Origin of the sequence: Nocardiopsis sp. MT53 (assembly GCF_019598965.1) — a bacterium.
Taxonomy (GTDB): Bacteria; Actinomycetota; Actinomycetes; order Streptosporangiales; family Streptosporangiaceae; genus Nocardiopsis; species Nocardiopsis changdeensis.
On record NZ_CP080599.1, the window covers coordinates 7,037,905 to 7,062,751 of the forward strand.

Genomic DNA, 24,847 nt, shown 5'->3' on the forward strand with positions numbered 1-24,847 from the left:
CCCCGCCTACCGGGGCGGGGCGGCCACGCTGGCGCGTTCCACCAGGGTCGGCGTGATCGTCCGGCGGGTGGAGGCGGCGGGCTCCCCGGACATGCACGACAGGAGCACGTCCAGCGTCTCGGTGGCCACCGTGGCGAAGTCGGGGCGCACGGTCGTCAGGGGCGGGATGAAGTAGGCGGCCTCGGGGACGTCGTCGAACCCGACGACGCTCACCTCGCCGGGGACGGCGCGGCCGCGCTCCGACATCGCCCGCAGGATGCCCAGCGCCAGGTGGTCGTTGGCGGCGAAGACCGCCGTGACCTCGGGCATGCGGGCGAGGATCAGCCCGGCCCGGTAGCCCGAGGCGGCGCTCCAGTCCGCGGGGCTCACCGGCGGGACCTCGGCGCCGGCCTCCTCCAGGGTCCGCCGCCAGCCCCGCTCCCGGTCGGCGGCGTCGAACCACTCCGAGGGGCCGGCCACGTGCCAGACGGTCCGGTGCCCGGCGTCCAGCAGGTGGCGGGTGGCCAGCCGCGCGCCGGCCTGCTGGTCCACGGTCACCAGGGTGTCGCCGCGCGCGGGGTCGCCGTCCACCGCGACCAGCGGGATGTCCGGCGGCACCGCGGCCAGGGCCTCGTCCGCGGCGGCGGTGGGCGCTATCACCACGATCCCGGCGGCGCGCTGCTCCAGGTGGTGGTCGACGGCCTCCGCGATGGAGCCCCGGTCCAGCACCCGGACCCGGCGGACGCTGACGACGAAGCCCCGGGCCGCGGCGGCGAGCTCGAAGGCGGCCAGCAGCGAGGAGGGGCCGAACAGGGTCGAGTTCTGGGCGACGACGCCGATGAGCTGCGACCGCCCGGTCGCCAGCGCCCGGGCGGCCCGGTTGGGCCGGTAGCCGAGCTGCTCGATGGCCGCGCGCACCCGCAGCCGGGTCTGCTCGCGGACGTTGGGGTGGCCGTTGAGCACGCGGGAGACCGTCTGGTGCGACACCCCGGCCAGGCGCGCGACGTCGGTCATCGCGGGCTCCCGCGCCGCGCCGGGGGTCGATGGGGTCTGGGCCACCCGCAGCTCCTTCACAGCCGATGCGGTCGCGTGCTCGGTGAACGCCCGCCGGGCACGAGCCGGACGGTGGGCGCTAACATATCCCATTGCCCCCACACGGCAACAGCCTCCCACCCAAGGTAAACGCTTCCAGTTTCCTGTTGTTAGCGCTCCCATCCCGCCGATTCCCCTGCCCCCACGCCCTTGGCTGCCGCTCCCCGCTCCCGCCCCTCCGAGCCCCCACCCCCGCACCCGCGAGGAGCACGCCGCGATGACGGGTCATCTCGTCATCATGGAGGGACCACCCCCGCATGCGAGGGGAGCACGGCCGGTCGCTGCGGCTGGACATGACGGTGGCGGGACCATCCCCGCGTGCGCGGGGAACACCAACGACGAGATGGCGCACCGCCACGAGGACCGGGAGCATCCCTGCGTGCGCGGGAAGCACTTCGCCGCCTCCTCCAGGTCGGCGTTGGACGCGGGAGCATCCCTGCGTGCGCGGGGAGCACTTCGTCCAGGCGCAGGACCGCCACGCCCATGGCGGGAGCATCCCTGCGTGCGCGGGGAACGGGCAACACTGCGCGCAGGCGCGCCGCAGAGCTCGCACGTGGGGACCATCCCCGCGGGTGCGGGAAGCACTTTCTCTGGTCAGCGTTCGAAACGGACCCCGACGAGAAGAGCGACCCACTCGGCCCGGCCAAAAAAGGGAGCCCCGGCCTCTCGGTGCCAGGCGTCTCGAACGGCGGAGCCTTCGAGCGCAGTGGCCGCCTCGATACAGTCACCGGACGTTCCGCTGCGGGGCGGCTCCCGAAAGCCCGGAGAAGGCAGAAGCCGAACCGAGGCACGTGTGCTCATGCAGTGCCGGCACGGGGACCACATCCCCGAAGCCGACGGAAGCACTCTCTGCCATTGCACCAAAGCCGCCGCACCCCGGGAAACACCTTTGCCCAGGTTTCGTGGAGCATCAAGCTGCAATGGACCGGTTCAACGGCTGCAAGCACAGCCGTCACCGGTCATAGACATCCCCTCGAGGGCCGACCTTGATGACCACAACAGTGACCCTCCCATCATCGATTGTGTAGATCACGCGATGATCGCCGATGCGGACACGGTAGCCATCTCGGGCTTTGAGTTTTTTGCAACCGACCGGTCGAGGCTCCTCAGCGAGTTCGGCGATCGCTCGAACAACACGTTTGCGCACCAAGGAATCAAGCCTGCGCAGCTCCTTCTGCGCAGACGTGGTGACCTCGACCGTGTAACGGCTCACTCGTAGTCCTCAACCCGGAAAGGGACAGTCTTCTCATTGGCACGAGCTTCGATGACCGCGCTATCGGCGATGTCCTCAAGCTCTTCTAGATAGGCGGCGGACACCAGGACCAAGCCACGGTCGGCCAACGCCTCAGCCAACTCAGTTACCATGCCGTGCGGTTCGACCGATTCAGCTGTCATGAATTCTTCTCCGAACTATACCCACTACACCCACCTGCGGTGTTCGTGCGCGCCCACCATCGGGCACCAAAAGCCTTGAACGCCAGGCTTGCAAGCAATCGCCCCTTATGAACCATTGCCATCAACGTCCGGAAGTGAGAAATGCACCGGAAAAATATCCAGCCAAATACACACCTAGGGACCATCCCCGCGTGCGCGGGGAGCGCTCAAACGCATGAAACGCACAACTCATCGTACGCGGAACCGCCCCCACGTGCGTGGGGAGCACGCGCTTCTTGAAGTCCTGGGAGATCCACACCCGGGACCATCCCCGCGTGCGCGGGGAGCACCGCCCGGTCACCGACGGCAGCCCGTCGGCGGGGGGAGCATCCCCGCGTGCGCGGGGAGCACAGCATCGGGGGAGACGTTCGTATCACCGCCGTGGGAGCATCCCCGCGTGCCCGGGGAGCACTCACCTCCGCGCCTGCCGCGTCGCCTGTGGCCGGGAGCATCCCCGCGTGCGCGGGGAGCACCGGCCCACCAAGGAGCCCCTCGCCTACCTGGCGGGAGCATCCCCGCGTGCGCGGGGAGCACGTGTCCGCGGGGGCTGCGCTCGGACTGGGGGCGGGAGCATCCCCGCGTGCGCGGGGAGCACCGGGCTCGAGGTGGCCGGCGCCTCCGCGGCCGGGGAGCATCCCCGCGTGCGCGGGGAGCACGTCGCGGTGGAGCTGATGCCCCACGGGGTGGTGGGAGCATCCCCGCGTGCGCGGGGAGCACCTGCTCCGGGAGGGACTGTGGCCGCTGCACCCGGGAGCATCCCCGCGTGCGCGGGGAGCACGGTCGCGGGCCGGTGCGGCGGCCATGTGGCTCGGGAGCATCCCCGCGTGCGCGGGGAGCACACGGGCACCCCAGGGGGTGAAGTCATGTCTTCGGGAGCATCCCCGCGTGCGCGGGGAGCACTTCGTCGCCCGCCGCGGCGGCGCGGTGGCCGGGGGAGCATCCCCGCGTGCGCGGGGAGCACGACAAGACCGCGCACGCGGGGATCCGCTTGGAGGGAGCATCCCCGCGTGCGCGGGGAGCACTCTTCCTGCTGCTCCTTGCGGTCCTTGCCCTTGGGAGCATCCCCGCGTGCGCGGGGAGCACCTTGTCCGATGTGGCGTTTTGTCCGATTCTCGGGGAGCATCCCCGCGTGCGCGGGGAGCACGGCAAGAGCACGGGGCGCACCTCCGACGGCGCGGGAGCATCCCCGCGTGCGCGGGGAGCACCCCTTTCCCTGGCGGCTCAGCACCAGGCCCTCGGGAGCATCCCCGCGTGCGCGGGGAGCACGAGGACGTCGTTTTGGCTGTGCCCGGCTTGGTGGGAGCATCCCCGCGTGCGCGGGGAGCACGCCTCCGCCCGGTCCTTGGCCATGTCGACCCGGGGAGCATCCCCGCGTGCGCGGGGAGCACATCGACTTGTCCGCCTTGCGCTTGAGATAGCGGGGAGCATCCCCGCGTGCGCGGGGAGCACAGGCGCTCGTCCTGCTCGCTCTGCCCCTCGCCGGGAGCATCCCCGCGTGCGCGGGGAGCACGGCGCCCCAGGCCGGGGCGCCCCAAGGGGTGGGGGAGCATCCCCGCGTGCGCGGGGAGCACAGTAAATGACCTGCGAAGATCCCTTTGGGAAACAGGCGATTTTCAAACTTCTTGGATTTCGGACACTAAACCCAAAAGAACACAAAAGTCGAATATCGCTCAGTGGCCGAAACGACGTCGCTTGGAGGCCTTGCTCCAGCCCTTCTTCGGTGGGTTGGTGGAAGCAGACGGCGAAGACTCCTTCGGGCGGTTCATGAGGATCAGACCCTCATGGTCGACCGGCTGCCAGTGGTGCTCGAAGGTCTTGAAGCCGAACCCCTGCTCCGAATCGTTCGTGTACACGAGCAACGCCCTCCCCTGCCCCGCGTACTGCTGCACCTCCTCCCACAGCAGATCACGGATCCTCCGCGAGGGCCTGCCCACGAACACCCCTGACGAGATCTCCATCAGCCATCGGGTCAGCAGTCCCCGCAACCCCTTCGGACAGTTGGTCAGCACCAGGACCGTCACCACACGACCTCGAACTCGTAGTTGTGCCCCGCCTCCAACAACCGCCCGCGGTCGCCCACGAGGGCCACCTCGTCCCGCTCATCGGCCGCCTCGTCCGCCGCGTCCCCCAGGAGCAGACGCTTCACGTCGTCCACGCAGCGCTCCAGCAGCCCCTCGCGGTTGATCCGGTCCCGCAGCAACCGCCGGGTCACCCCGTCGACGTCCTCGTCGCCCTGCGCAGCCGCGTCGAAGGCCACCGGGATCCCGATCTCCACCTTGTACAGGTCGGCGATGTCCATGACGAACCCGCGCTCATGCCCCGAGTGCACGAACCCCAGCCCCGGACTGCATCCCAGCGCCGCCGTCACCGAGTGCGCCATCCCGTAGAAGCACTGTGCCGCCGAGGTGATCGCCTTGTTCGGCGTGTCCGACCGGTCGTGGTCCCCCGGCACGTAATGCCGCCCGCGCCAGGTCACCCCCGTCCGCTCGGCCTCCTTCCGATAGGCGGCCTGGACGCGCTTGCCCTCGTACCCGAGAAGCTGCTGACGCGTCCGCCCCTCGACATCCAGGTCCGGGAACCGCATCCGGTACATCCCCCGCGCCACGCTCAACCGCTTCTGCGGGTTCGCCCACGCCGTCGCCTGCGCCTCCACCAGCTTGGACGACCGCGTGAGCGCCCTCCCCGCCGCGTAGAACCGCACCCCGTACTCGCCGACCCACACCACGGTCGCGCCGCACTCCCCCAGCAGCTTCATCGCACCGTCGGTCACACTGGTCCCCGGCCCCAGCAGCAACACCCCGATGGTCGCCGACGGCAGGTGCCGGACCCCCTCGCCGTCCGCCGCGGTGATCGCGTTGTCCTCCCGGTGCACGATGCACTTCTCCAGGTACACGAACGAGATCCGCTCACCGACCCTGGTCAGCTCCCACGGTGTCGACGCCCCGCGGCTCCCCGCCGTGGCGGTCACCGCCCTGTCCCCACCGGCGCCAGCGTCATCAGCCCGCAGCCGTACGCCTTGGCCCTGCCGAGCCCCGCGCACAGCACCCGGCGCAGCGCCTCCGGGTCGGTGACGGTGAGCCGTCCGTCGAAGGTCGCCGTGACGATCGGCACCCTCATCCGCTTCCCCCGGCGGTCGGGCCGCGGGTCCGGCTTGTCGAACCCCGCCGCGTTCCGGTCGTGCACGGTCAGTTCGTACTCGTCCTCCCCCGGCAGCAACTGCTGGTCAGAGGGCTTGCGCACGATCACGAACCCGGAGGCGTCCTGCCGCTGGATCAGCCACCCCGCCTGGTGGCGCGGGGTGACGTGCGCGGTGACCTTGGTGGGCTCCCCGTCCTTGCGCCGGATGCTGTGCACCGGGTTGGCGGTGAGCCGGAACGCCCACGTCTGCCCCTTGGACAGCCGGTCGAGGAACCCGGTGTAGTCGTGGCTCTTCCACACCCGTTCCGGGTCGTCGACGCCCCGCCACCCGGCCTGGTCCATGAGGTCGTCCATCAGCGGCCGGGTCGGACTCACCACGTACAGCAGCACCTCCGCCCGCGAGTTGCGGTCCAGTCGCCACAGCACGCGCGGCCCGCCCGGCTCGGAGGGCAGTATCTCGGGGAAGCAGCCCATCACGGCGGCGTGCAGCACCTGCGGGGACGACAGCAGCCGACGGCTTCCCGTCTTGTTGGTGTTGAAGCGGAAGCGGGTGAGGTACATCAGTCTCCTCCCAGCGCGAGCAGGGGGTCGTGGTCGGGTATCCGCTCGCGGCGCGCGTCCGGGTTGCGCACCCGTACCGACGCGGTGGCGACCGCACGCATGGCGTAACGCCGGTGCAGGGGGTCGAAGCTGAGCGGAAGGTCGCGGAACAGGTCTCCAGCGGTCCCTCGTCCGGCGTCGATGATGGTGGTGAGGTCCACCGCGGCCTCCCGGCGCCTGCTGCGCCGGTACCACGGGGCGGCCTGCCAGGACTGGCCCTCCAGCACGTCCTCCACACGGCCGGGGACCGGCTCTCCCAGGTCGAGGGGCCGGGCCGGCGGGCAGGAGCGCCGCCCGAGGTAGGGAAGGAAGACCGGGGCCCGCACGGCGTCGTACAGCGTCCCGACGAGTTCGTCGTCGCCCTCGACCGCCGCGACGAACACCGCGTCCGCCAGGTAGAAGCGTTCCGATACCGGCATGGACACGTCGGTGACCAGGTGCCGGGCGGTCTGGTAGTCGCGCACCCGGACCCCGGGCTGGTCGATGCGGACCCCGAAGCGCAGCGCCGCCAGGTCGGACAGGTCCTCGGTGCGCTCCCGGCCCAGGGCGGCGGCGAGCAGCCCGACCACCCCGCTCTTGGTCGGGGCGTTCTCCGTGGTGCGCCGGGCGAACCTGGACGCCGACCCCCAGGACTGGAGCGGTCCGGCCAGGACGAGGGGCAGGACGCTCATGCGCCGGACACCTGCCGCCGGGCCACCGCCTCGCCGACCTGGTCGACCAGTTCGGCCAGGGAGACGGAGGCGCCGACGCCGGACAGCTTGGCCGTGCGCTCCCCCACCCGGACCACCCAGGTGTCCACGTCGTCGGTCGCGTTGTAGGCGCGCTCGACCCCGACGATGTAGTCGGCGAGCCGCGCGCAGGCCTCGGCGAGGTGTCCCCTGCCCGCCTCGACGGGCTCTTCAAAGGCCCCGACGAAGCTGATCGGCCGCGCGCTGCGCAGTTTGACGATCACCGCGTCCGGCAGGGTGTGGTTGCCGAAGGTGTTGATCTTGCCGGTGGGCAGCGACTCCACGAACCCGCGCACGAACGCCTGCACCGCTCGGCGCAGCGGCTCGGTGGCGGGCTCGTCCTCGCGCAGCCCCTCCCCCAGGTTCTTGCGCAGCTGGTCGACGTCGACGGCGGCGTAGCGGTAGAGGGTCGCGGAGTTGAACTCGACGGTGCCGATCATGCCCGCGCCCGGCTCGGAGTCCTCATTGCGGTCGTCGACGGCGGTGTAGTAGTCGGACTCGTTCTCGACCGCGTGCACGCTGATGGCGTGGGCGACCTGGGCGGCGGCGTCCACGTTGATGTCGGCACCGTCGGCGACCATGCGGCCGAACAGGGCGATGTCGACGGAGTGGTGGGTGTCGGCGATGGCCTTGGCACGCGCCTTGGCGTCCTTGTCCTTGAGGAACCCCTTGATGTCCTCGCGGCCCTCGACGGCGAGGGCGGCCAGGCCGTCGCGCTGGCGGGCGCTGAGGAACATGAGGTAGGAGGACTCGGGAGCGGGCTCCTTCTCGCCCTTCTTCTTGGCGGCGTCGGCCTTGCGCTTGGGCACCTCGATCTTGGACCCGGTGGCGACCTGAACGGTCTCGGCGGCGAGGGCGACGGCCTCGTCCCGGGAAAGGTCCGGTGCGAGTTCGGTGATGCGGTCGGCGACCAGTTCGGCGACGCGCTTGGTGCGGGTGCCCAGGTCCTGGGGGGCGAGGAGGGCACCGAACGCCTGGCGGGTGGCGCGCTTCCAGGCCTGGCTGGAGACCCGGGCCCGGCGGACGCCGCCGTAGACGGCGGTCTTGGGGGTGCCGGTGTCGTCGCGGTTGAGATTGCTGGGCGGCACGGTCTGCAACACGTGCACGTCGAGAATGGTGCGGCTCATGGTCGTCGGTTCCTCGTGGTCTCGTCGGTGTGGTGCTGTGTGCTCCGCGCTGTCGCAGCGGGGGCGGAATCCGGTGGATGCGCGCGCGACAGGAGGAGGGTCCCGGGATCGGCCGGAGGGCGTGTGGGCCAGGCCAGGCCCGGCCCCGTCAGCCGTCCGTCGGGGGCGTCGTCGTTCCGGTACCGCCCTCCTCCGCGGTCGCGGGGCGGTAGGACTGGAACCCGCGACCCCAAGCGGTGCGGACGAGGGAGGGGCCGCCCCTGACGGCCCGGATCGTGTAGAGCTGGTCGGCCAGCAGGCCGTAGTCGAGGGGGACGTCGGCGGCTCGCAGCAGCTTGACGATGCCCCGGAGGCGGTCCAGGCGGACGCCGTGGTCCACCGCGCTTCCGGCCTGGACGAAGCGCCTGCGCAGGGGTTCGTCGATGGTTCCGCCCGGCATGAGGCGCCGCACCGCACCGCCCAGGTCGCGACCCCGCCGGTGCATGCCCTGGTCCCGTTTGGACTGCTGGTGCAGGGCGTACAGGGTCAGGGCCTCGTGGGCGGCGGCCTCGGCGTGCTCCACATGCGGGTGGCCGGCCGGGAACTTCTCGTAGAAGTCGTGGTCGAGGGTGAGCCCGATCAGTTCCGGGACGTCCGCGAGGGGTTTGCCCGCGCCCCGGCGCAGTTTGGCCAGGAGCGCCACCGCTTCGGGCCGGTCCTTCATGTAGCCGCCCTGGATGGGGCGGATGCGCTCGTCGACGAAGGTCCCCAGGTCGTGGAGCGCCGGCATGTACTCGGTGGGGGTCGTGGTGGTCACCGCTGTGTCTCCGTTGTCCGGTTCAGTCGTCGTCGCCGGTACCGTCCGGCGTTTTCGAGTCCGCCGCGTCCTCGGGGGCGGCCATGGTCAGGGCCTTGCGCAGGCCGGAGCGGAAGCGCAGGTCGGCCCGGGAGGCGTTGAGCCACAGGTCCCCCTTCGCGGTGTGGACGACCCGTCCCTGCCAGGCTGCTTCTCCCGAGGCCCGGACAAGGTCGCCGCCCAGGTCGGAGACGATCCGGTGGACCTCGGCCTGCCACCGTCGGCGTTCTTCGGCCGGGTAGCCCGGGTCGTCCGATGACCTCAGTGCGCAGAGCCACGCACGGAAGCGGCCGTCGAGCGCGGCGAACCCCTGGTCGCGGGCTGTGCTCCGGGGCGGGTCGGGTTCCCTGCCCTCGGCTCGGGCGAGGTCGGTGGCCAGGTCGCCCAGAACGGTGACGGCGTTCTCGGCGTCCGCGACCGCGTCGACGGCCATCCGCCCGAGGTCCGCGTCGCGTTCGCCCAGCAGGACGATCGGCAGAGCGACGGCGTCGTCGACGATCTCGTCGATGACGGACTGCTGGGTGCCGTAGACGGCCCCGGCCAGGCGGACCCTGATGAGGGTCGACGGTTCGAAGGGCCCGTGCACCGCGAGCCGGTGGAACCAGTCCAGGATGCGGGGACGGACGATGGCCGCGGCCTCATGGCGTTGTTCGGCGCCGCGGACCTCCCCGGTGACCAGTGCGCCCAGGCCGCGCCAGGCCGCCCGGGAGGGATCGTGGTCCCGGGGAAGGTAGACGGTGGCCTGCTTGAGCTTCTTCTCCTGGGCGGGGCTGCGCCGCCAGGCCGTCATGGGTTCGCGGTCGTGCTTGTTGTGGGGGGTCAGCGGGTTGCCGTAGGCGAGCAGGACCCCGTTGACGGATTCCCCGTCGTGGTGCAGGCGCAGGCGGCGGGTCTGCCAGGTATAGAGGTCCCGCAGGCCGTGCGGTCGGCTGACGGCCGCGGTCCCGGCGAGGGGTGCGGACGTGTCGGGTGGCAGGCGCCAGGCGGGGAGGTCCGGTTCGGTGTCGAAGTCGGGGTCCCAGCGCAGGCCGTCGGTATCGAAGGCGACGAGGTTGAGCAGCAGTGTTTCCCGGAGGGTGTCGCCCTCGACGTGGACTCCGCCGAGGTTCCCCGCCCACCCCACCCCTTGCGGGTAGACCTTGCCGCTCTTGAGCCGGGGGTCGCCAACGGCCCCCGACTTGATGCCGGAGGTGTCGTAGGCGTGGGCGTGGACCAGCCAGCGGGCGGCCTCGGCGAAGGTCAGGGTGGCGGCACCGAGGGCGCGCATGGTGAAGAACCGGGCGTTGTTGGGGACGTCCGCGACGATCGGGTCGGGCGAGGAGTACTCGTCCTTGCCCGTGCGCAGGTCCGCGACCTGGAAGAACGGGGCGGCGGGGTGGAACAGGTCGAAGCGCTCGCGGTGGTCGTGCAGGTAGGCGGCGACGGTGTCGGCCGGGATGCCCTCCCGCCAGAGGTCCTCCCACTCGTCCAGGTCCGAGGGTCCGTCGAGGGCGTCGTGCAGGACCGCCAGCAGCAGGCGCAGCAGCGCGAACTCCTGGGTGGGCACGTCGCCGACCAGCCGCCGCAGGTCGGCGGCCTGGGCGAACACCTCGGTGAGGGAGAGTTCGTCCTCGGTGCCGTCGGTTCGCAGGACCGGTAGCCAGGGGCTGGTGGTGAGATCGAAGGTTACGGGTGCGGTGGCTGTGTCATTCGGCACGGGTGGCCTTCAATCCGTCGGTCCGGGTGTAGTGCAGGTGGTGTCCGGCCAGGTCGGCCCGGTCGTCCTCGTCGAGGAAGAGGACGAGTTCCCCGGCGATCCAGTGGGCGTCCTTGGACTGCCAGGCGGGGACCATGTCGGTTTCGAGTTCGTCGATGGCGCGGTCGATGGTCGCGCCGAAGGTGAACTGGTAGGGCAGGCGCAGCGCGGAGGCGAGCAGGGTGCGGGCGGCTTCGGCGGGAGGGGCGGTGTGGGTCGGCAGTTCCACGCCGCCGCGGCCGTCGGGAAGCCACGGGAAGGTGGTGACGGTGCCGTCGGCGGCCCGGCGGGCGACCAGGACCTCCAGGCTCTCCGCCGTGTCGCGGACCTGGGCGCGGCCCCTGTGGGAGTCGTCGGCGTCACCGACCCCCGCGTCGATCCAGCCGATGAGGGGTTTGCCCGGGGTGGCGGGCTTCCTGAGGAGGAACGTCCGGGCCTTCTCGCGCTGGGTCAGCCGGGCGACCTCGTGGGCGGTACGGGCCTCCTCGGCCCTGTCCTTCCAGGCGGGCGGGAGGAGTGCGTCGTCGTCGGCGTAGGCGTCCTGGACCAGGGGGCTGATGTCGGCGGGGAGGCGGACCGTGCGTTCGGCGTCGGCGTGCGCGTCCAGCCGGGAGCGCAGGACCGCGAGGGAGCGCAGGAGGACGTGTTCGCCGTAGATCGTGCGCGAGCCGCGGACGGGCTCGGGGGGTGTGGCGGTCCAGTCGACACCGGTGACCAGGCAGCGGGCGCGGCGCAGGGGTGCGGGGCGGTCGGACTGCCGCTCGCCGCGGGGGTGGCGGTGCAGGCGGCCCATGCGCTGGAGGACGAGGTCGACGGGGGCCAGGTCGGTGACCAGGAGGTCGAAGTCGACGTCCAGGGACTGCTCGACGACCTGGGTGGCGACCACGATGTGCCGGGCGGGGCGCTCCGGATCGCGGTCGGGCGGGCCGTAGGCGGCGACGAGGGCGGCGTCGTTCGCGGCGCGGTCCAGGTCGAGGAAGCGGGAGTGGGCCACGGTGACGGTGTTCTCGCCGAAGGCGTCGCGGAGGCGGGATGCGGCCTCGTGGACGCGGGCGACGGTGTTGCGGATGACCAGGGCGCAGCCGCCGTCGGAGAGTTCGGTCTCGAGCCGGCTTGTGAGGGTGTCGAGGTCGTCGTCGAGGGGTTCGATGAGGACGTCGGCGCCGCGGCCGGAGGCGCGGGGCTCGGTGACGTCCGCGCGGACGCCGGGAACCGCGGTGGTGATGAGGGGGTAGGCGCGGGCCTGCTCGACGTGGTCGTGGCCGTCGCGTTCACCGGTATAGGCGGCGACGAGTTCGCGCCGGCGGCGGGCGGGGAGGGTCGCGCTCAGGATGACGACGGGGACGCCGTACTCGCCGAGCCAGGTCAGGGCGCGGTCGAGGTAGGTGTTCATATGGGTGTCGTAGGCGTGGGCCTCGTCGACGACCACGACCTTCCCGGACAGGGCGAGGTGGCGCAGGGCCAGGTGGCGGCTCTTGAGGCCGAGGAAGAGGAGCTGGTCGACGGTGCCGACGGCGAAGGAGGCGAGCATGCCCTTCTTGCGTCCGCGGAGCCAGCGGTGGGCGATGAGGGCGGTCACGGCCCGGTCGTCACCGCCGTCCCGGTCGAGGTCGAGGGTGATACCGCCGCCCATGAGGGCGAGGTAGTCCTCGTTGAGGTGGGCCTTGGAATGGGCGAGGAAGACGGAGGCGGCTTCGGCGGGCATGCCGGGGACATGGGCGAGCCAGGTGAGGAAGCGGTCGAACATGGCGTTGCTCGTGGCCATGGTGGGCAGGGCGACGAAGCAGCCGCCGGCGCCGGAGCGGGCGGCGAAGACCTCCGCGACGGTGAGTGCGGCCTCGGTCTTGCCCTCGCCCATGGGGGCCTCGATGATCATCAGGCCGGGGGCGGGCATGGCGCGGGCGGCCTCGACGGCCTGTTCCTGGACGGGTCGGGGGGTGGCGCCGGGAGGGAGCTCGAAGCGGGCCGCGAAGAGCTCGGCGGGGGTCCCCTCGGGTTCTCGGGGGCGCCATTGGGCAGGGAGGCCGAGGAGACGCCAGGCCTCGCGAGTGCGGACGGGGTCGTGGGCGCGGGTTCCGGCGTTGGGGTAGAGGGGGAAGAGGTCGGGATTGCTGGCGATCCAGTCGGCGGTGATGACCAGTGCGGAGAGCAGGACCTGCGCGGTCTGGGGGATTTCGGCGTCACGCCAGGCGGTGAGGCGGGACGCGGCACCGGTGCGGGTGGCGGCGGCGTCGAGGAGTTCGTACTGGACATCGAGCCAGGCCTGCTCGTTGCCGGGGGTGCGCAGGAGTTCGGGACGCCTGTCGGCTTCCCGGATACCGGCGTCGGTGGGCTGGACGCCGTGGTGGCCGCCGACGACGACGGTGAGCTGGTGGGTGGCGCGCTTCGACCAGCCGTGGCGGGAGGTGAGCCAGTCACGGAGGATGAGCTGCCCGGCCAGGCCGTGGGGGGCGTGGGAGTGATCGGGGAGTTGCTTGCGCGAGGGGGTGTCCAGGCCGTTGGCGCGCATACGGTCGGCGAGGCCGTCGACCTGGCCGGCGAACGCGGGCGTCGCCTTGCCGATGTCGTGGACGCAGCAGAGCCAGGTGACGAGGAGGCGGGCGTCGGCCTCACCATCGGGCATGGCGGCCGCCATGAGGCGGCGGACCTGCGGGGGAAGCCACTCATCCCAGAGGAGGCCGCCGACGGCGGCGCTGTCGGCCATGTGGCGGTACAGCGGGAGCCAGCCGTCGGTGTCGAAGTCGTGCTTGGCCCACACGGCGCGCGCGGCAGGGAAAAGGGAGGCCACCCAGGGCTCGGGGTGCCCATCAGTCGTCATGGGCACATTGATAGTCCTTGGGGCTACGGCTTTACAGGGGAAACCGTAAATCTGTACTGACCGGACCCGGTCATGGCCTACCGCCCGGTTCACCTGCGGAAGGGTGATAAGTCGTGCTAAAGGCCAGAGGCCGATCCTATTCGGCCGCAAAGCACGTCCGGGCGGTCGTGCCCAGGAACCTGTGTTTTGCGGGTCGGCGTTCGGCACGGATCCCGACGAGGAGAACGACCCACTCGGCCCGGACGGAAACGGGATCCCCGGCCTCTCCGTGTCGGGCCTCCGGGACGGCGGAGTCTGCGGGCGCGGTGGCCGCCTCGACGCAGTCTCCGAACGTTCCGCCGCGGAATGGCTTCCGAAAGACCGGAGAAGGCGGGACCATCCCCGCATGCACGGGGAGCACTCCTCGTTGCACGCCTTGTGCGCCAGCTTCACGGGACCATCCCCGCGTGCGCGGGGAGCACAGCGGCACCTCGCTCAGCCCCGCCGCTCCCTCGGGACCATCCCCGCGTGCGCGGGGAGCACTCGTCCGAATCTCCACTCGGTGTTGACGCCGTGGGGCCATCCCCGCGTGCGCGGGGAGCACAGAAAGGCGCGGTCGCCTTTAGCTACCTAGCCCGGACCATCCCCGCGGGCGCGGGGAGCACTCCCGGCTGGCGGCCACCGCCCGGGCGGCGGGGTGGCAGGTGGGACCATCCCCGCGGGCGCGGGGAGCACGACCTTTCCGCGGCGGAGGTGGACGTGATCCGGGGACCATCCCCGCGTGCGCGGGGAGCACAGCCGGTACGCCGGCGTCAGCGTGTAGGTGGTGGGACCATCCCCGCGTGCGCGGGGAGCACGAGCGCCAGCCCTCCCTGAAGGAGGAGTGGGAGGGACCATCCCCGCGTGCGCGGGGAGCACTCCGTTCTCGGGAGGCTGTCCATCCTTGTCCAGGGACCATCCCCGCGTGCGCGGGGAGCACCGCGTCGCCCGCGGCGAGATCGACGACCCGTCGGGACCATCCCCGCGTGCGCGGGGAGCACGGGCCCAGGTCGCGGCCCAGGTCGATGAGTTCGGGACCATCCCCGCGTACGCGGGGAGCACGACAGTGCGAGGTCCTGGGTGGTGAACCACCGGGGACCATCCCCGCGTGCGCGGGGAGCACACCATGTCGCCTGGACCGCTGAGGAGCGCCCGGGGACCATCCCCGCGTGCGCGGGGAGCACCCGCGGAGGAGAGCCCGGCGACGGAACCGGTCGGGACCATCCCCGCGTGCGCGGGGAGCACGACGGGGCGGTCGACGTCGTCCTCCCCGGCAGGGGACCATCCCCGCGTGCGCGGGGAGCACGGCGGCCAGGTCGACGCCGCAGACCAGTTCACGGGACCATCCCCGCGTGCGCGGGGAGCACCCGCACCGCCTGGACGTCCGGTGTCGCGCGAGGGGACCATCCCCGCGTGCGCGGGGAGCACTCGCGCTGGAGCTGGCCTGCGTAGATGATGTGGGGACCATCCCCGCGTGCGCGGGGAGCACGACGCCCTGGGCATCACCGACGGCACCGACCTGGGACCATCCCCGCGTGCGCGGGGAGCACGCCCCGGACGACTCCGAGCACCCGGTGCCGCCGGGACCATCCCCGCGTGCGTGGGGAGCACAAGTCATTTCGTTCGCGTACGCGCTATGGGGTGGGACCATCCCCGCGTGCGTGGGGAGCACATGCGGTCGCTGATAATGATGGCCGAAACCGTGGGACCATCCCCGCGTGCGTGGGGAGCACTAGATGAGCACGCCCAGGACATCGAGCATCGGGGGACCATCCCCGCGTGCGTGGGGAGCACGAGCCGGGGTCGATCGTCGTCCCCGGCCGAATGGGACCATCCCCGCGTGCGTGGGGAGCACTCCCAGTGGTTCCGGTTGCGGTCGAGACCGCCGGGACCATCCCCGCGTGCGTGGGGAGCACTCATGCCTGCGGTGCTGGAAATGTGGAAGAACGGGACCATCCCCGCGTGCGTGGGGAGCACATGTGACCAGCGATGACGGTGATCTGGTCGCCGGGACCATCCCCGCGTGCGTGGGGAGCACTCGGCGCAGGGCCGGGGGCAACAGGTCCCCACGGGACCATCCCCGCGTGCGTGGGGAGCACATCGTCTGGTCGTTGGGGGGCATGGAGGCTCCGGGACCATCCCCGCGTGCGTGGGGAGCACGGCGTGATGCTCCTCCATCGCCCCCGCCCCCGGGGACCATCCCCGCGTGCGTGGGGAGCACTCGCCGAAGTTCGCGCGGGCGTCGGTGTCGATGGGACCATCCCCGCGTGCGTGGGGAGCACAGTAAATGACCTGGGAAGATACCACCGGATATTAAGGGATTTTCAAACTTCTGGAGATTCGGACACTGGTCTCGAATCGCCACTTTGTACGCACGGCGGGAAGAACCGGGGAAAGCAGAACCCCGGGGGTGCGAGCACCCCCGGGGTCTGTCGGTGCGTGAAAGTTCCAGGAAGGGAACACCGACAGATTCATTGTGCACCACACCGGGACTCTCCGTACACGACCGATTGCGCTTCCGTCGCTTTCCGGTCGACCCGAGGGCGGCGGTACGGCCGGGGGTGGGTGGAATGTCCGCACTCGGGGCCGGGTCTCGCGGGGATTCGGCAATGAAAACGTGACCATGGGCCCCGTCTGCAATCCGGGCTAGCACGCCTCGTAAAGGTGCCCCTCGGCGCCCTCGGGCACGAGGTCGAGGTCGCGCAGGATGGTGCGCGGCGGGGTGTCCGGGTCGGCGCACACCTCGGCGAAGGTCGTCCCCCGCTCTTCGAGCGTGTCCGGGTACTCGATGTCGAGCACCCCCTCGGCGCCGTAGGCGGCGGCGTAGACGTCGCACTCGTCCCAGGCGCCGCACGACTCGGTGACGGCGAAGTCGAACCCCGCCTCGACGCCCCGGTCGGTCTCCTCCGCCGTGTTCTTCTGGGCGGCGAGCATCCCGTGCTCGTGGACGACCGCGACGAGCGCCTCGGCCAGGGCGAAGTTGTCCTCGGCGGTGAGCGCCCCGTCCGAGCGCGTGAAGGAGTCCAGGTTGTCGAACTCCACGGCGGCGAACCCCGCGTCGGCGCACCCCCCGATCGTCCCGGCGAGCAGCTCTGTGATGCGTTCGCGCCCGGCCGGGTCGGAGGTGTCCAGCAGGAGCTCGTCCGGCCAGCCCGGATCGGCCACCGGCTCGCCCGCGCCGTCGAGGAGGACCAGCCCCTCGTCGAGCCACCGGTCCGCCTCGCCGGGCTGGGTCTGGAATCCGTTGACGTAGCAGACCGAGTACAGGCCCGGCTCCGGCTCGTCCGTGGAGTCCCGGACCACGATCCCCACGCCGTCGGGCGGCCCGTACCCCCCGCCCAGCTGGTAGTCGAACCCGCCCTGGGGCAGGCCCTCCGGTTCCGTGTGGGAGGACAGGTCCGCGGCCGGCGCGCAGGCCGTCGCGAGGACGGCCAGCGCGGCGATGGCGGCGAGCGGTGTCGGCCGGGAGTTCATGGTCGGAGCCTAGCGGCGGGCCGGGCGGTGCCCCCACCCGGCCCGCCCCGGGTCACGGCGCCAGGGCCGCGAACCAGCGGTCGGCGATCCTGCGGTCGCCGCTCGCCGACGGGTGGACGCCGTCATAGGTGTCGGCGTCGGTGTCGAACCCCGTCCACTGGTCGACGACGGTGACCGGCGACTCGGCGGTCGTGTTGGCCGCCGCCCAGGCCGGGATGGCCGCGTTCAGGTCCCGCACCCCCTGCCCGCAGGTCGCGCAGCTGCGGTCGGGGTCCATCGGGATGATCTGGGCGACCAGCACCCGCATGTGCGGGTCGTGCGCCCGCATCTGTGCCAGCAGCGTGTCGTAGGCCGCCAGGATGTCGGCCGTGGGGATCCCGCTCCAGACGTCGTTGGTGCCGAAGTGCATGAGCACCGTGTCCGGGTCGCTCCGCTCCAGCCACCCGGCGAGCAGCCCCTGCCGGGCCACGTTGGTGACCAGGTAGCCCCCGTGCCCCTCGTGTTCGCCGTCGTAGGCGAACCCGCAGCCGTCGCCCGGCAGGGTGCCGACGAAGTCGACCTCCTGCCCCGCGTCCACGAGGTCCCGCCACAGCAGCGCCCGCCAGCACCCCGGCGAGCCCGTGATGGAGTCCCCCAACGGCATGATCCGCACCGCGTCCCCCTCTTCTCCTCCGTTGCCCTCGTCCCCGAACGCACAGCTCAGCCCGGTGAACTCGGCCTGCCCGCCGGTGGTGGTGCCCTGTACCCCGAACTCGGCGGAGGCGCCCGGGGCGAGGTCGGAGTTCCATGCGGCGCCGCGGGCGGTGACCGTGTCCCCGTCGTGCTCGAACCCGGCGTTCCATCCTGCGGTGGTGGCCTGCCCCGCCGGGTGCGTCCAGGTGGCGGACCAGCCCGAGACCGGGTCGTCTCCGGTGTTGGTCACCGTGATCGAGGCGGTGAAGCCGCTCCCCCACGAGGAGGTGACGACGGCTCGGGCCGCGCATGTCTCGGCGGCCGCCGCCGGAACCGGGGCGAGGGCGGCCGCGGCGAGCACGGCCGCGAGGGCCGTGTTCAGGAGGGTGCGTAACACGGTCACATCCTTTCGGTCGGGTCTGGGAGCGCTCCCAGACGACCGAACGGTATCCCGCCGGCGCCGCCGCGCAAACCCCCCTTGTCCCGGGCGGTCCGGCCGCCGCCGCCGGCGGGCGGGCCGCGGCGGAGCGAGGCCCGGCAACTCGGCCTAGCGGTCCGCGAGCGCGAGGGTGGCGCGGGCGCGGTCGAGCATCGCCCGGTCCAGGAAGGTGCCGTCCGGGAGCGCGATCGCCCCCACGCCCGCGTCGGCCGCCTCGGCGACCCGGGCGAGCACGGTGCGGGCCCGGTCGACCTCGTCCGGGGTGGGCAGGAACGCGGCGCGGATGACCGGCAGCTGCGCCGGGTGGATCGCCGCCCGCCCGCAGAACCCCAGGGCGCGCCCCGCCGCGCAGGACGCCGCCAGCCCCTCCGGGTCCCCGACCCGCGGGTACACCGACATGGCCGGCGGCGGCAGTCCCGCCGCGCGGGCGGCGACCACCGTGCGCCCCCGGGCCCAGGCCAGCGCGGCGTCGCCGTCGGCCCGCAGGTCCGAGGACAGGTCGGCCTCGCCCAGGCCCAGGGACGCCACGGCCGGGGAGGCCGCCGCGATCTCGAAGGCCCGTTCCACGCCCAGCGCCGACTCCAGCAGCGGGTGCAGGGGGCGGCCCGGCAGGCGGGCGGCCAGGTCCCGCACCTGGTCCGGGGACTCCACCTTGGGCAGGCGGGCCCCGACGGCGGCGGGCAGGCCGGCGAGGGCCGCGAGGTCCCCGGCGTGCCAGGGGGTGTCCGGGTGGTTGATCCGCAGCTGCGTCGGCCGGTCGGCGCCGGCCAGCAGCCGCGCGGCCGCGGCCCGCGCCTCGTCCTTGCGGGCCGGGGCGACCGCGTCCTCCAGGTCGACGATCACCACGTCCGCGTCCGAGTCCAGCGCCCGCGCCACCCGGTCGGGCCGGTCGGCGGGCACGTACAGCCAGGTCAGCGGCGGCCTCATACCTGTCCCTTCGCCCGCAGTCCGGCGATCCGCTCCGGCGTGAAGCCGAGCTCGGCCAGCACCTCGTCGGTGTCGGCCCCGTGCGCCCGCCCGGTGAACCGGATGACGCCGTCGTTGCCCGACAGCCGGAACAGCGGCCCCTGCATGAGCATCGGCCCGAGTTCGGGGTCCTCGATCCGGTGGATCGTCCCCAGCTCCCGGAACTGGGGGTCGTCCACGATGTCGGACGCGTCGTACACCGGGGCGACCGCCGCCTGCGCCTCCTCGAAGGCCGCGACCACCTCGTCCCGGGTGCGGGCGGCGATCCAGCCGCCCACCGCCGCGTCGAGCACGTCGGCGTGCCGGGCCCGCTCGGCGCCGCTGCCGAACCAGGGCTCGTCGGCCAGCTCGGGCCGCCCCACCAGGCGGACCACCCGTTCGGCGATGGACTGCGCGGAGGTGGACACGGCCACCCACTTGCCGTCGCCGGTGCGGTAGGTGTTGCGCGGCGCGTTGTTGACCGACCGGTTCCCGGTGCGCGGCTGCACGGTGCCGAGCCGGTCCCAGCGGGTGATCTGCGGCCCCAGCATGGCGAGGATCGGCTCGATGATGGCCGTGTCCACGACCTGCCCGCGTCCGGTGCCCGCGCGGGCGGACAGCGCCACCATGACCGCGAACGCCGTGGCCAGGGAGGCGATGCCGTCGGCCAGCCCGAAGGGCGGCAGGGTGGGCGGCCCGTCGGGCTCGCCGGTCATCGCCGCGAACCCGCTCATGGCCTCGGCGAGGGTGCCGAAGCCCGGCCGGGTCCGGTAGGGCCCGACCTGCCCGAACCCGCTGACCCGGGCGAGCACCAGCCCGGGGTTGCGGGCGGACAGCTCCTCGTACCCCAGCCCCCAGCGTTCGAGGGTGCCCGGGCGGAAGTTCTCGATGACGACGTCGGAGCGCTCGGCCAGGGCCAGCAGTACCTCCCGGCCGCCCTCGGTGGACAGGTCGGCGGTGGCGGTCCGCTTGTTGCGCCCCAGGGTCTTCCACCACAGGTTCACCCCGTTCTCGGAGGCCCCGTGGGTGCGCGCCGGGTCCGGCCGCTCCGGGTGTTCGAGTTTGACCACGTCGGCGCCCATGTCCCCCAGGTGCAGCGCCGCCATCGGTCCGGCGAACAGGGTGGCGGCGTCGACGACGCGCAGCCCGGCGAGGGCCCCGCGCGCCGGGTCGCGTGAGACGGTCACCGCGCACCTCCCGGCAGGTCCCAGGCGCAGCGGAACCCGACGGTGGCCGAGCGCGCCTGTCCCAGGCCCGGCAGCAGCAGCTTGACGCTGTACTCCGGGCCGCGGCGCCCGCCCTCCACGTACCACTCCGACCCCTCGGCGGTGTGGTCGCTGCCGCCCTTGAGCATCACGAACCGGGTGCGCCCGTCGCTGTGCTCGCTCTCGGTCCAGTTCCACACGGCGGGCTCGCCGCGCAGCAGCGCCCCGGTCTCCCCGGCGAGCTGCCACTCGTCCTCGGTGGGCAGGCGGCCGCCCCGCCAGGCGCAGTAGGCCCGGGCGTCGTCGAGGTCGACGAAGGTCACCGGCCGGTCCAGCGTGCCGGGGGCGGGCCGACCGTCCCGCCAGTGCGCGAGGAACCGGTGCGGCAGGGCCGGGGTGTAGCCGGTGGCGTCCAGGAACTCGGCGAACTGCGCCTGGGTCACCTCGGTTGCGGCCACCGCGACGGGGGTGTCCAGCACGCCGTCGCGCTGGAGGACGCGGGCGTCGTGCAGGCGCGGGGGCAGCGGCTTCCACTCGTCGACGTAGGGCGCGCCCTGGTACATGCCGGTCTCGCGGGCCCGGTAGCGGACGGTCAGCGCGTAGGGGCCGGCCGGGACGACGGCGACGGCGCCGTCGGGGCCGCTCCCTCCCGCGGGGACCGCGGGCGCCGCCGGGGCGAGCCGGCGGGCGAGGCGGTGCCGGAACCGGGCGTCGGGTTCGTGCGGGCGCCGCCCCAGCTCGGCCAGCAGGCCGGGGAGCCATTCGGGAATGGGAGTGCCCTCGGCCACGTGCAGCAGGGCCGCGATCCCCCGGGCGGGGACGGCGGCGCGCCCGTCGGCCGACCGGCCGCCGCCGGTGAGGTCGAACAGCCTTCCGTCCGCGGGCGCCCCGGGGAGCACGGGCCCCTCGTGGTCGCGGTCGGAGGCGTTGGCCAGGGTCCACAGGGTGAGCCCGTCCCGCTCCCAGCGGGAGGCGTACACCCCGGCCCACTCGGCCGCGGGGTCCAGTTCCGCCAGCGGGGTCCACTCCCCCTCCAGCAGCAGGTCGCCGGCGGCGCGCTGGACGGCCGTCATGCGGGCGACGGTGGCCGCGTCGCGGCGGGACCAGCCGACCCACACCCCGAAGACCACCTCCCAGACCATGACGCCGACCCCGTTGAGCCAGGCCGACCGCAGCTCCTCGGTGTGGTCGCGGTGCCAGCGGCGCACGTGGTGCTGCATGTGGCGGCGCTCGTACCAGTGGGCCCGCAGCACCCCGGGCACCGGGGAGTCCGCGAAGAACTGCGCCCAGGAGGCGGAGTGGTCCTCGATCCGCTCCACCGCGAGCTTGGACTCGCCCTCCAGGACCACCCCGGGGCGGGCGGCCTCCAGCCGCTCCACCAGTTCGGGCTCGGCCTTCTTGAGCGTGTCCAGGAAGACGCCGTCGGCGTCCAGGTCGGCCACCAGCGAGGCCAGTTCGGTGACGTCGTCCGCGCCGCGGCGGGTGCCCACGTCCCAGGGGTTGTAGTCGACGAACACCCGCACCCCGGCGGCGTGCAGGTCGTCCACCAGGTCCCGCAGCCCGGGCACCTGCCGGTAGTGGTCCCACTGGTTGCGGTCGTCCAGGCCGATGACGGGGTAGGCGTGCCACAGGACGACGGCGTCCAGCCCGCCGAACCGCTCGCGCGCGTCGGCCAGGAACCGCCGGGGGGTGAACCGGCCCTCCTCGAAGGAGTACAGCAGCTCGTCCCACAGCCACACCTGCGCCACCGTGTGGCAGCGGGCCGCCCAGGCCGCCTCCGGGCGCGCGTACGCCGAGCCGTCGTAGGCGTGGCGGGCGCGCGCGTCCTCGCGCCAGGCGTGCAGGCGGGCCCGCCAGGCGGGGCGGTCGGCGACCCGTTCGGGGGCGGCGAAGATCTTGGCGTCGTCCAGCGCGACGAGCCGTTCGGGGGTGAGCTCGGCCGGGACCTCGGTGGGGCGGTCGATGGGGCGCGGGACGAGCGGGTCGAAGGTGTAGGTCATGCGGTCCTCGTGTCGTTCGTCGGACCCGGCGCGGGCCGGGCCGCGGCCAGGGCCGCCGTGCGTGCGGCCAGTTCGTCGATGCGCCGCTCCCCGCCGGGCAGCGAGGTGGCGATGCGTCCGTCCAGGGGGCGGGTCCACCGCCCGCCGATGCCGTCGACCCCGGACAGGGCGCCGACCACCCCGCCGACCGTGGCGGCGGCGGAGTCGGTGTCCCAGCCGGCGGTGACGGCGATCGACACGCTGGGGCCGAACTCCCCGCCCCCGCGGGCCAGGGCGTAGGAGATGACGGCGGCGTTGTTGAGCACGTGGACCCAGTGCAGGTCGCCGTAGGCGGCGTGCAGCCGGTCCAGGCCCGAGCGCACGTCGCCCTCGGCGGCGGCCTCCCGGCCCAGGCCCACCGCGGCGGCGATCCGGCTGCGCGGCGGCAGCACGGTCTGCGCGGCGTCCAGGACCTCCTCGACCGAGCCGGCGGTCATCGCCGCCGCGCCCAGCGCCGCCGCCCACATCGCCCCGTACACGCCGTTGCGGGTGTGGCTCAGCCGGGCGTCGGTCCAGGCCAGGCGGGCGGCCGTACGCACGTCGCCGGGGTGCGTCCAGCCGTACAGGTCGGTGCGGATGAGGGCGCCGATCCACTCGCGGAACGGGTTGTGGTGCGTGGCGGTCTCGGGGACGGGCCGGGCGTCGAGGATGTTGCGGTAGGCGGCCCGCTCGGCGGTGAACACCCGGCCCGCGGGCATGAGGTCGAGCCAGAGCGCGGCGACGTCGTCGGTGGTGAACCCGGGGCCGTGCCGCTCCAGGAGCTCCAGCGCGAGCATCGGGTAGTTGAGGTCGTCGTCCTCGGGCGTCCCGTCGATGTTCTCCTCCAGGGACGTGCCCGCGCTGCGCCGGTTCCACGGCCACCGGGCGGCCACGTCGGCGGGCAGGCCGACGGCGGTGAACCAGCGGTCCAGGGGCCAGCGGCCGGTGGCGCGCAGGATCTCCTCGATGCCCTCGCGGGGGATCTTCTCCACCGGTTTGCCCAGCAGGCAGCCCGCGGCGCGCCCGGTCCAGGCGCCGCGCACCCGTTCGGCGAGGCCGTCCCCGGGCGCGGGGAGCACCGGGGGCGGGGGCAGCAGTTCCTCGATCCGCTCCCACGGGTCGGGCTCGTGGTCGGCGGCCGGAGTCGGCAGCGCGTCCAGCTCGTCGAGCAGGGTGCGGGCCAGGGCCCGCAGCGGGGCGGGGGCCGGGGTCGGCCCGGCCCCGCTGACGACCGGTACGGGGTCGCCACCCGCCGCGGTCCAGCGGGCGAGGACCGCGCCGGTGTCGCGCCCCTCGGCCCGGGACTGGACGAGTTCGTGGGCGACCAGGTCCTCGGGCTGCGCCCAGGTGAGCCTCATGCCGCACCGTCCCCGGGGCCGTCGGCCGCGGCGGCCCCCGCCGCCGCGGCCGGGCCGGCGGGGTCCCCGCCGATCAGGGCGTCCATCCCGCGCAGCCGCGCCAGGGCGCGCTCGCGGTCGGCGCGCAGGATGTCGGCGGCGGCCGAGGCCATGAGGCGGCCGGTCGCACGGATGTCCATGCGGCTGGCCGCCTCGACCGCGTCGATCCACTCCGCAGGGACGGCGGCGGACCCGCCCAGCCCCGCGCAGACCGCACCGGCCATGACGGCGATCGAGTCGGCGTCCCTGCCGTAGTTGACCGCGGCGAGGACGGCGCCGCGGTAGTCGCCCCCGTGCCCGAGAAGCAGGCCCAGGGCGGCGGGGAGCTCTTCGATCGCCTTGGTCCGGGAGGGCCGCCGGGCGTCCCGGGACATCTGCCGGTAGTGCGGGCCCACCGAGTCGAAGGGCTCGACCGCGGCGCGCACCAGCCGGGCCAGTTCGCGCTCGCCCTCGTCGTCGGCGGGCGGACCGGCCCAGCCGTCCAGGGCCCGGACCACCGATTCCAGGGCGTCCCGGGTCCCGTCGTGGGCGACCTCCAGGGCGGCGGCGACCACGTCGTCCGCCGTCGCCCCGGGTGCCACCGCGGCGGCGACCATCGCGGCGAACACCCCGGCCGCCTCCCGCCCGTAGCTGGACTGGTGGGCGCCGGTGAGGTCGATCGCCTCGGCGTAGGCACCGCGCGGGTCCCCGGCGTTGGCCAGCCCCACCGGGGGCATGTACATGGCCGCGCCGCAGTTGACCACGTTGCCGACGCCCGCCTCCCGGGGGTCGACGTGCCCGTAGTGCAGCCGCGCCACGATCCACTTCTCGGCCAGGAACACCCGCTGGAGCAGCAGCGCCGTCGACTCCAGCTCGGGGATCCAGCGCGGTTCCCCGATCATCAGCGGGACGAGGTCCTCGGCCATCGCGTACGCGTCCAGGTGCGCGCGCCGCTCGGCGTAGACCTCCACGAGCGCCCGGGTCATCAGGGTGTCGTCGGTGATGTGCCCGTCGCCCTTGTGGTACGGCGCGATCGGGCGCGCGTCGCGCCAGTTCGGGTACCAGGGGCCGACGATGCCGGTGACCCGGCCGCCGTGGCGCTCCTCGATCTGCTCGGGGGTCCACCCCTCGGTGGCACCGCCCAGCGCGTCACCCACCGCGGCTCCGGTGATCACGGCCACCGCCCGGTCCTGCAGCCAGTCCACGACTTCTCG

Annotated in this window: 19 protein-coding genes and 2 CRISPR repeat arrays; all 19 genes read right to left on the reverse strand. The window is 73.2% G+C overall.

Annotated elements, in window-relative coordinates; genetic code table 11:
- Positions 1-6: 6 nt before the first annotated feature.
- The 19 genes from K1J57_RS31350 to K1J57_RS31440 all read right to left on the reverse strand — a co-directional run bounded on the left by K1J57_RS31350 (position 7) and on the right by K1J57_RS31440 (position 24,838).
- Complete coding sequence (locus tag K1J57_RS31350; protein ID WP_220565920.1) at positions 7-993, reverse strand: LacI family DNA-binding transcriptional regulator; 987 nt, start codon at positions 991-993, stop codon at positions 7-9.
- 672 nt (positions 994-1,665) lie between these two features.
- Positions 1,666-1,896 (reverse strand): DUF397 domain-containing protein, encoded by a 231-nt coding sequence (locus K1J57_RS31355; RefSeq protein ID WP_338151184.1) that lies wholly within the window; start codon positions 1,894-1,896, stop codon positions 1,666-1,668.
- Between the two features lie 127 nt (positions 1,897-2,023).
- On the reverse strand, positions 2,024-2,284 hold the full coding sequence (locus K1J57_RS31360; protein ID WP_220562289.1) for a type II toxin-antitoxin system RelE/ParE family toxin: 261 nt from the start codon (positions 2,282-2,284) through the stop codon (positions 2,024-2,026).
- Entirely contained in the window at positions 2,281-2,466 is a 186-nt protein-coding gene (locus K1J57_RS31365) for a hypothetical protein (RefSeq protein WP_220562290.1), read from the reverse strand. Before K1J57_RS31365 ends, K1J57_RS31360 begins: the two co-directional genes overlap by 4 nt.
- A gap of 177 nt (positions 2,467-2,643) precedes the next feature.
- Positions 2,644-4,076: direct repeats of the CRISPR family, unit length 29 nt; unit sequence GGGAGCATCCCCGCGTGCGCGGGGAGCAC.
- Positions 4,077-4,175: 99 nt separating this feature from the next.
- A complete protein-coding gene (gene cas2e / locus K1J57_RS31370; protein WP_220562291.1) occupies positions 4,176-4,526 on the reverse strand; it encodes a type I-E CRISPR-associated endoribonuclease Cas2e in 351 nt (116 codons plus the stop codon).
- Positions 4,523-5,473 (reverse strand): type I-E CRISPR-associated endonuclease Cas1e, encoded by a 951-nt coding sequence (gene cas1e, locus K1J57_RS31375; protein ID WP_220562292.1) that lies wholly within the window; start codon positions 5,471-5,473, stop codon positions 4,523-4,525. The genes cas2e and cas1e overlap by 4 nt, the downstream gene beginning before the upstream one ends.
- Entirely contained in the window at positions 5,470-6,204 is a 735-nt protein-coding gene (gene cas6e, locus K1J57_RS31380; protein ID WP_220562293.1) for a type I-E CRISPR-associated protein Cas6/Cse3/CasE, read from the reverse strand. Before cas6e ends, cas1e begins: the two co-directional genes overlap by 4 nt.
- On the reverse strand, positions 6,204-6,914 hold the full coding sequence (gene cas5e, locus K1J57_RS31385; RefSeq protein WP_220562294.1) for a type I-E CRISPR-associated protein Cas5/CasD: 711 nt from the start codon (positions 6,912-6,914) through the stop codon (positions 6,204-6,206). The genes cas6e and cas5e overlap by 1 nt, the downstream gene beginning before the upstream one ends.
- Positions 6,911-8,098 carry a type I-E CRISPR-associated protein Cas7/Cse4/CasC gene (gene cas7e, locus K1J57_RS31390; protein ID WP_220562296.1) on the reverse strand — a complete coding sequence of 396 codons (1,188 nt, stop codon included), beginning with the start codon at positions 8,096-8,098 and terminating at the stop codon, positions 6,911-6,913. Before cas7e ends, cas5e begins: the two co-directional genes overlap by 4 nt.
- A gap of 148 nt (positions 8,099-8,246) precedes the next feature.
- Entirely contained in the window at positions 8,247-8,894 is a 648-nt protein-coding gene (gene casB, locus K1J57_RS31395; RefSeq protein ID WP_220562297.1) for a type I-E CRISPR-associated protein Cse2/CasB, read from the reverse strand.
- A 22-nt stretch (positions 8,895-8,916) separates the two neighbouring features.
- Positions 8,917-10,629, reverse strand: a complete 1,713-nt coding sequence (gene casA, locus K1J57_RS31400; protein WP_220562298.1) for a type I-E CRISPR-associated protein Cse1/CasA — start codon at positions 10,627-10,629, stop codon at positions 8,917-8,919.
- Entirely contained in the window at positions 10,619-13,486 is a 2,868-nt protein-coding gene (gene cas3, locus K1J57_RS31405; RefSeq protein WP_220562299.1) for a CRISPR-associated helicase Cas3', read from the reverse strand. The genes casA and cas3 overlap by 11 nt, the downstream gene beginning before the upstream one ends.
- A 371-nt stretch (positions 13,487-13,857) precedes the next feature.
- Positions 13,858-15,786: direct repeats of the CRISPR family, unit length 29 nt; unit sequence GGGACCATCCCCGCGTGCGCGGGGAGCAC.
- 364 nt (positions 15,787-16,150) lie between these two features.
- Entirely contained in the window at positions 16,151-16,978 is an 828-nt protein-coding gene (locus tag K1J57_RS31410; protein ID WP_220562300.1) for an endo alpha-1,4 polygalactosaminidase, read from the reverse strand.
- A 52-nt stretch (positions 16,979-17,030) separates the two neighbouring features.
- The gene (locus K1J57_RS31415) at positions 17,031-18,047 is read right to left on the reverse strand and encodes a cellulose binding domain-containing protein (protein ID WP_255646741.1); all 1,017 of its coding nucleotides are present in this window, start codon (positions 18,045-18,047) and stop codon (positions 17,031-17,033) included.
- Between the two features lie 150 nt (positions 18,048-18,197).
- On the reverse strand, positions 18,198-19,016 hold the full coding sequence (locus tag K1J57_RS31420; protein WP_220562302.1) for a CoA ester lyase: 819 nt from the start codon (positions 19,014-19,016) through the stop codon (positions 18,198-18,200).
- Positions 19,013-20,221 (reverse strand): CaiB/BaiF CoA-transferase family protein, encoded by a 1,209-nt coding sequence (locus K1J57_RS31425; RefSeq protein WP_260697146.1) that lies wholly within the window; start codon positions 20,219-20,221, stop codon positions 19,013-19,015. The genes K1J57_RS31420 and K1J57_RS31425 overlap by 4 nt, the downstream gene beginning before the upstream one ends.
- Positions 20,218-22,239, reverse strand: a complete 2,022-nt coding sequence (locus K1J57_RS31430; RefSeq protein WP_220562303.1) for an SUMF1/EgtB/PvdO family nonheme iron enzyme — start codon at positions 22,237-22,239, stop codon at positions 20,218-20,220. Before K1J57_RS31430 ends, K1J57_RS31425 begins: the two co-directional genes overlap by 4 nt.
- Positions 22,236-23,615, reverse strand: coding sequence for an ADP-ribosylglycohydrolase family protein (locus K1J57_RS31435; RefSeq protein WP_220562304.1), 1,380 nt, complete (start codon positions 23,613-23,615; stop codon positions 22,236-22,238). The genes K1J57_RS31430 and K1J57_RS31435 overlap by 4 nt, the downstream gene beginning before the upstream one ends.
- Entirely contained in the window at positions 23,612-24,838 is a 1,227-nt protein-coding gene (locus tag K1J57_RS31440) for an ADP-ribosylglycohydrolase family protein (RefSeq protein ID WP_220562306.1), read from the reverse strand. Before K1J57_RS31440 ends, K1J57_RS31435 begins: the two co-directional genes overlap by 4 nt.
- Positions 24,839-24,847 lie beyond the last annotated feature (9 nt).

Excerpts from the sequence above, each read along its gene's own strand:
- K1J57_RS31355 (WP_338151184.1), bottom strand. The coding sequence starts at position 1,896 with ATGTGGTCCCCGTGCCGGCACTGCATGAGCACACGTGCCTCGGTTCGG.
- K1J57_RS31420 (WP_220562302.1), bottom strand. The coding sequence starts at position 19,016 with ATGAGGCCGCCGCTGACCTGGCTGTACGTGCCCGCCGACCGGCCCGAC.
- cas5e (WP_220562294.1), bottom strand. The coding sequence starts at position 6,914 with ATGAGCGTCCTGCCCCTCGTCCTGGCCGGACCGCTCCAGTCCTGGGGG.
- K1J57_RS31350 (WP_220565920.1), bottom strand. The coding sequence starts at position 993 with ATGACCGACGTCGCGCGCCTGGCCGGGGTGTCGCACCAGACGGTCTCC.
- cas7e (WP_220562296.1), bottom strand. The coding sequence starts at position 8,098 with ATGAGCCGCACCATTCTCGACGTGCACGTGTTGCAGACCGTGCCGCCC.
- K1J57_RS31410 (WP_220562300.1), bottom strand. The coding sequence starts at position 16,978 with ATGAACTCCCGGCCGACACCGCTCGCCGCCATCGCCGCGCTGGCCGTC.
- K1J57_RS31435 (WP_220562304.1), bottom strand. The coding sequence starts at position 23,615 with ATGAGGCTCACCTGGGCGCAGCCCGAGGACCTGGTCGCCCACGAACTC.
- cas6e (WP_220562293.1), bottom strand. The coding sequence starts at position 6,204 with ATGTACCTCACCCGCTTCCGCTTCAACACCAACAAGACGGGAAGCCGT.
- cas3 (WP_220562299.1), bottom strand. The coding sequence starts at position 13,486 with ATGACGACTGATGGGCACCCCGAGCCCTGGGTGGCCTCCCTTTTCCCT.
- K1J57_RS31365 (WP_220562290.1), bottom strand. The coding sequence starts at position 2,466 with ATGACAGCTGAATCGGTCGAACCGCACGGCATGGTAACTGAGTTGGCT.
- K1J57_RS31430 (WP_220562303.1), bottom strand. The coding sequence starts at position 22,239 with ATGACCTACACCTTCGACCCGCTCGTCCCGCGCCCCATCGACCGCCCC.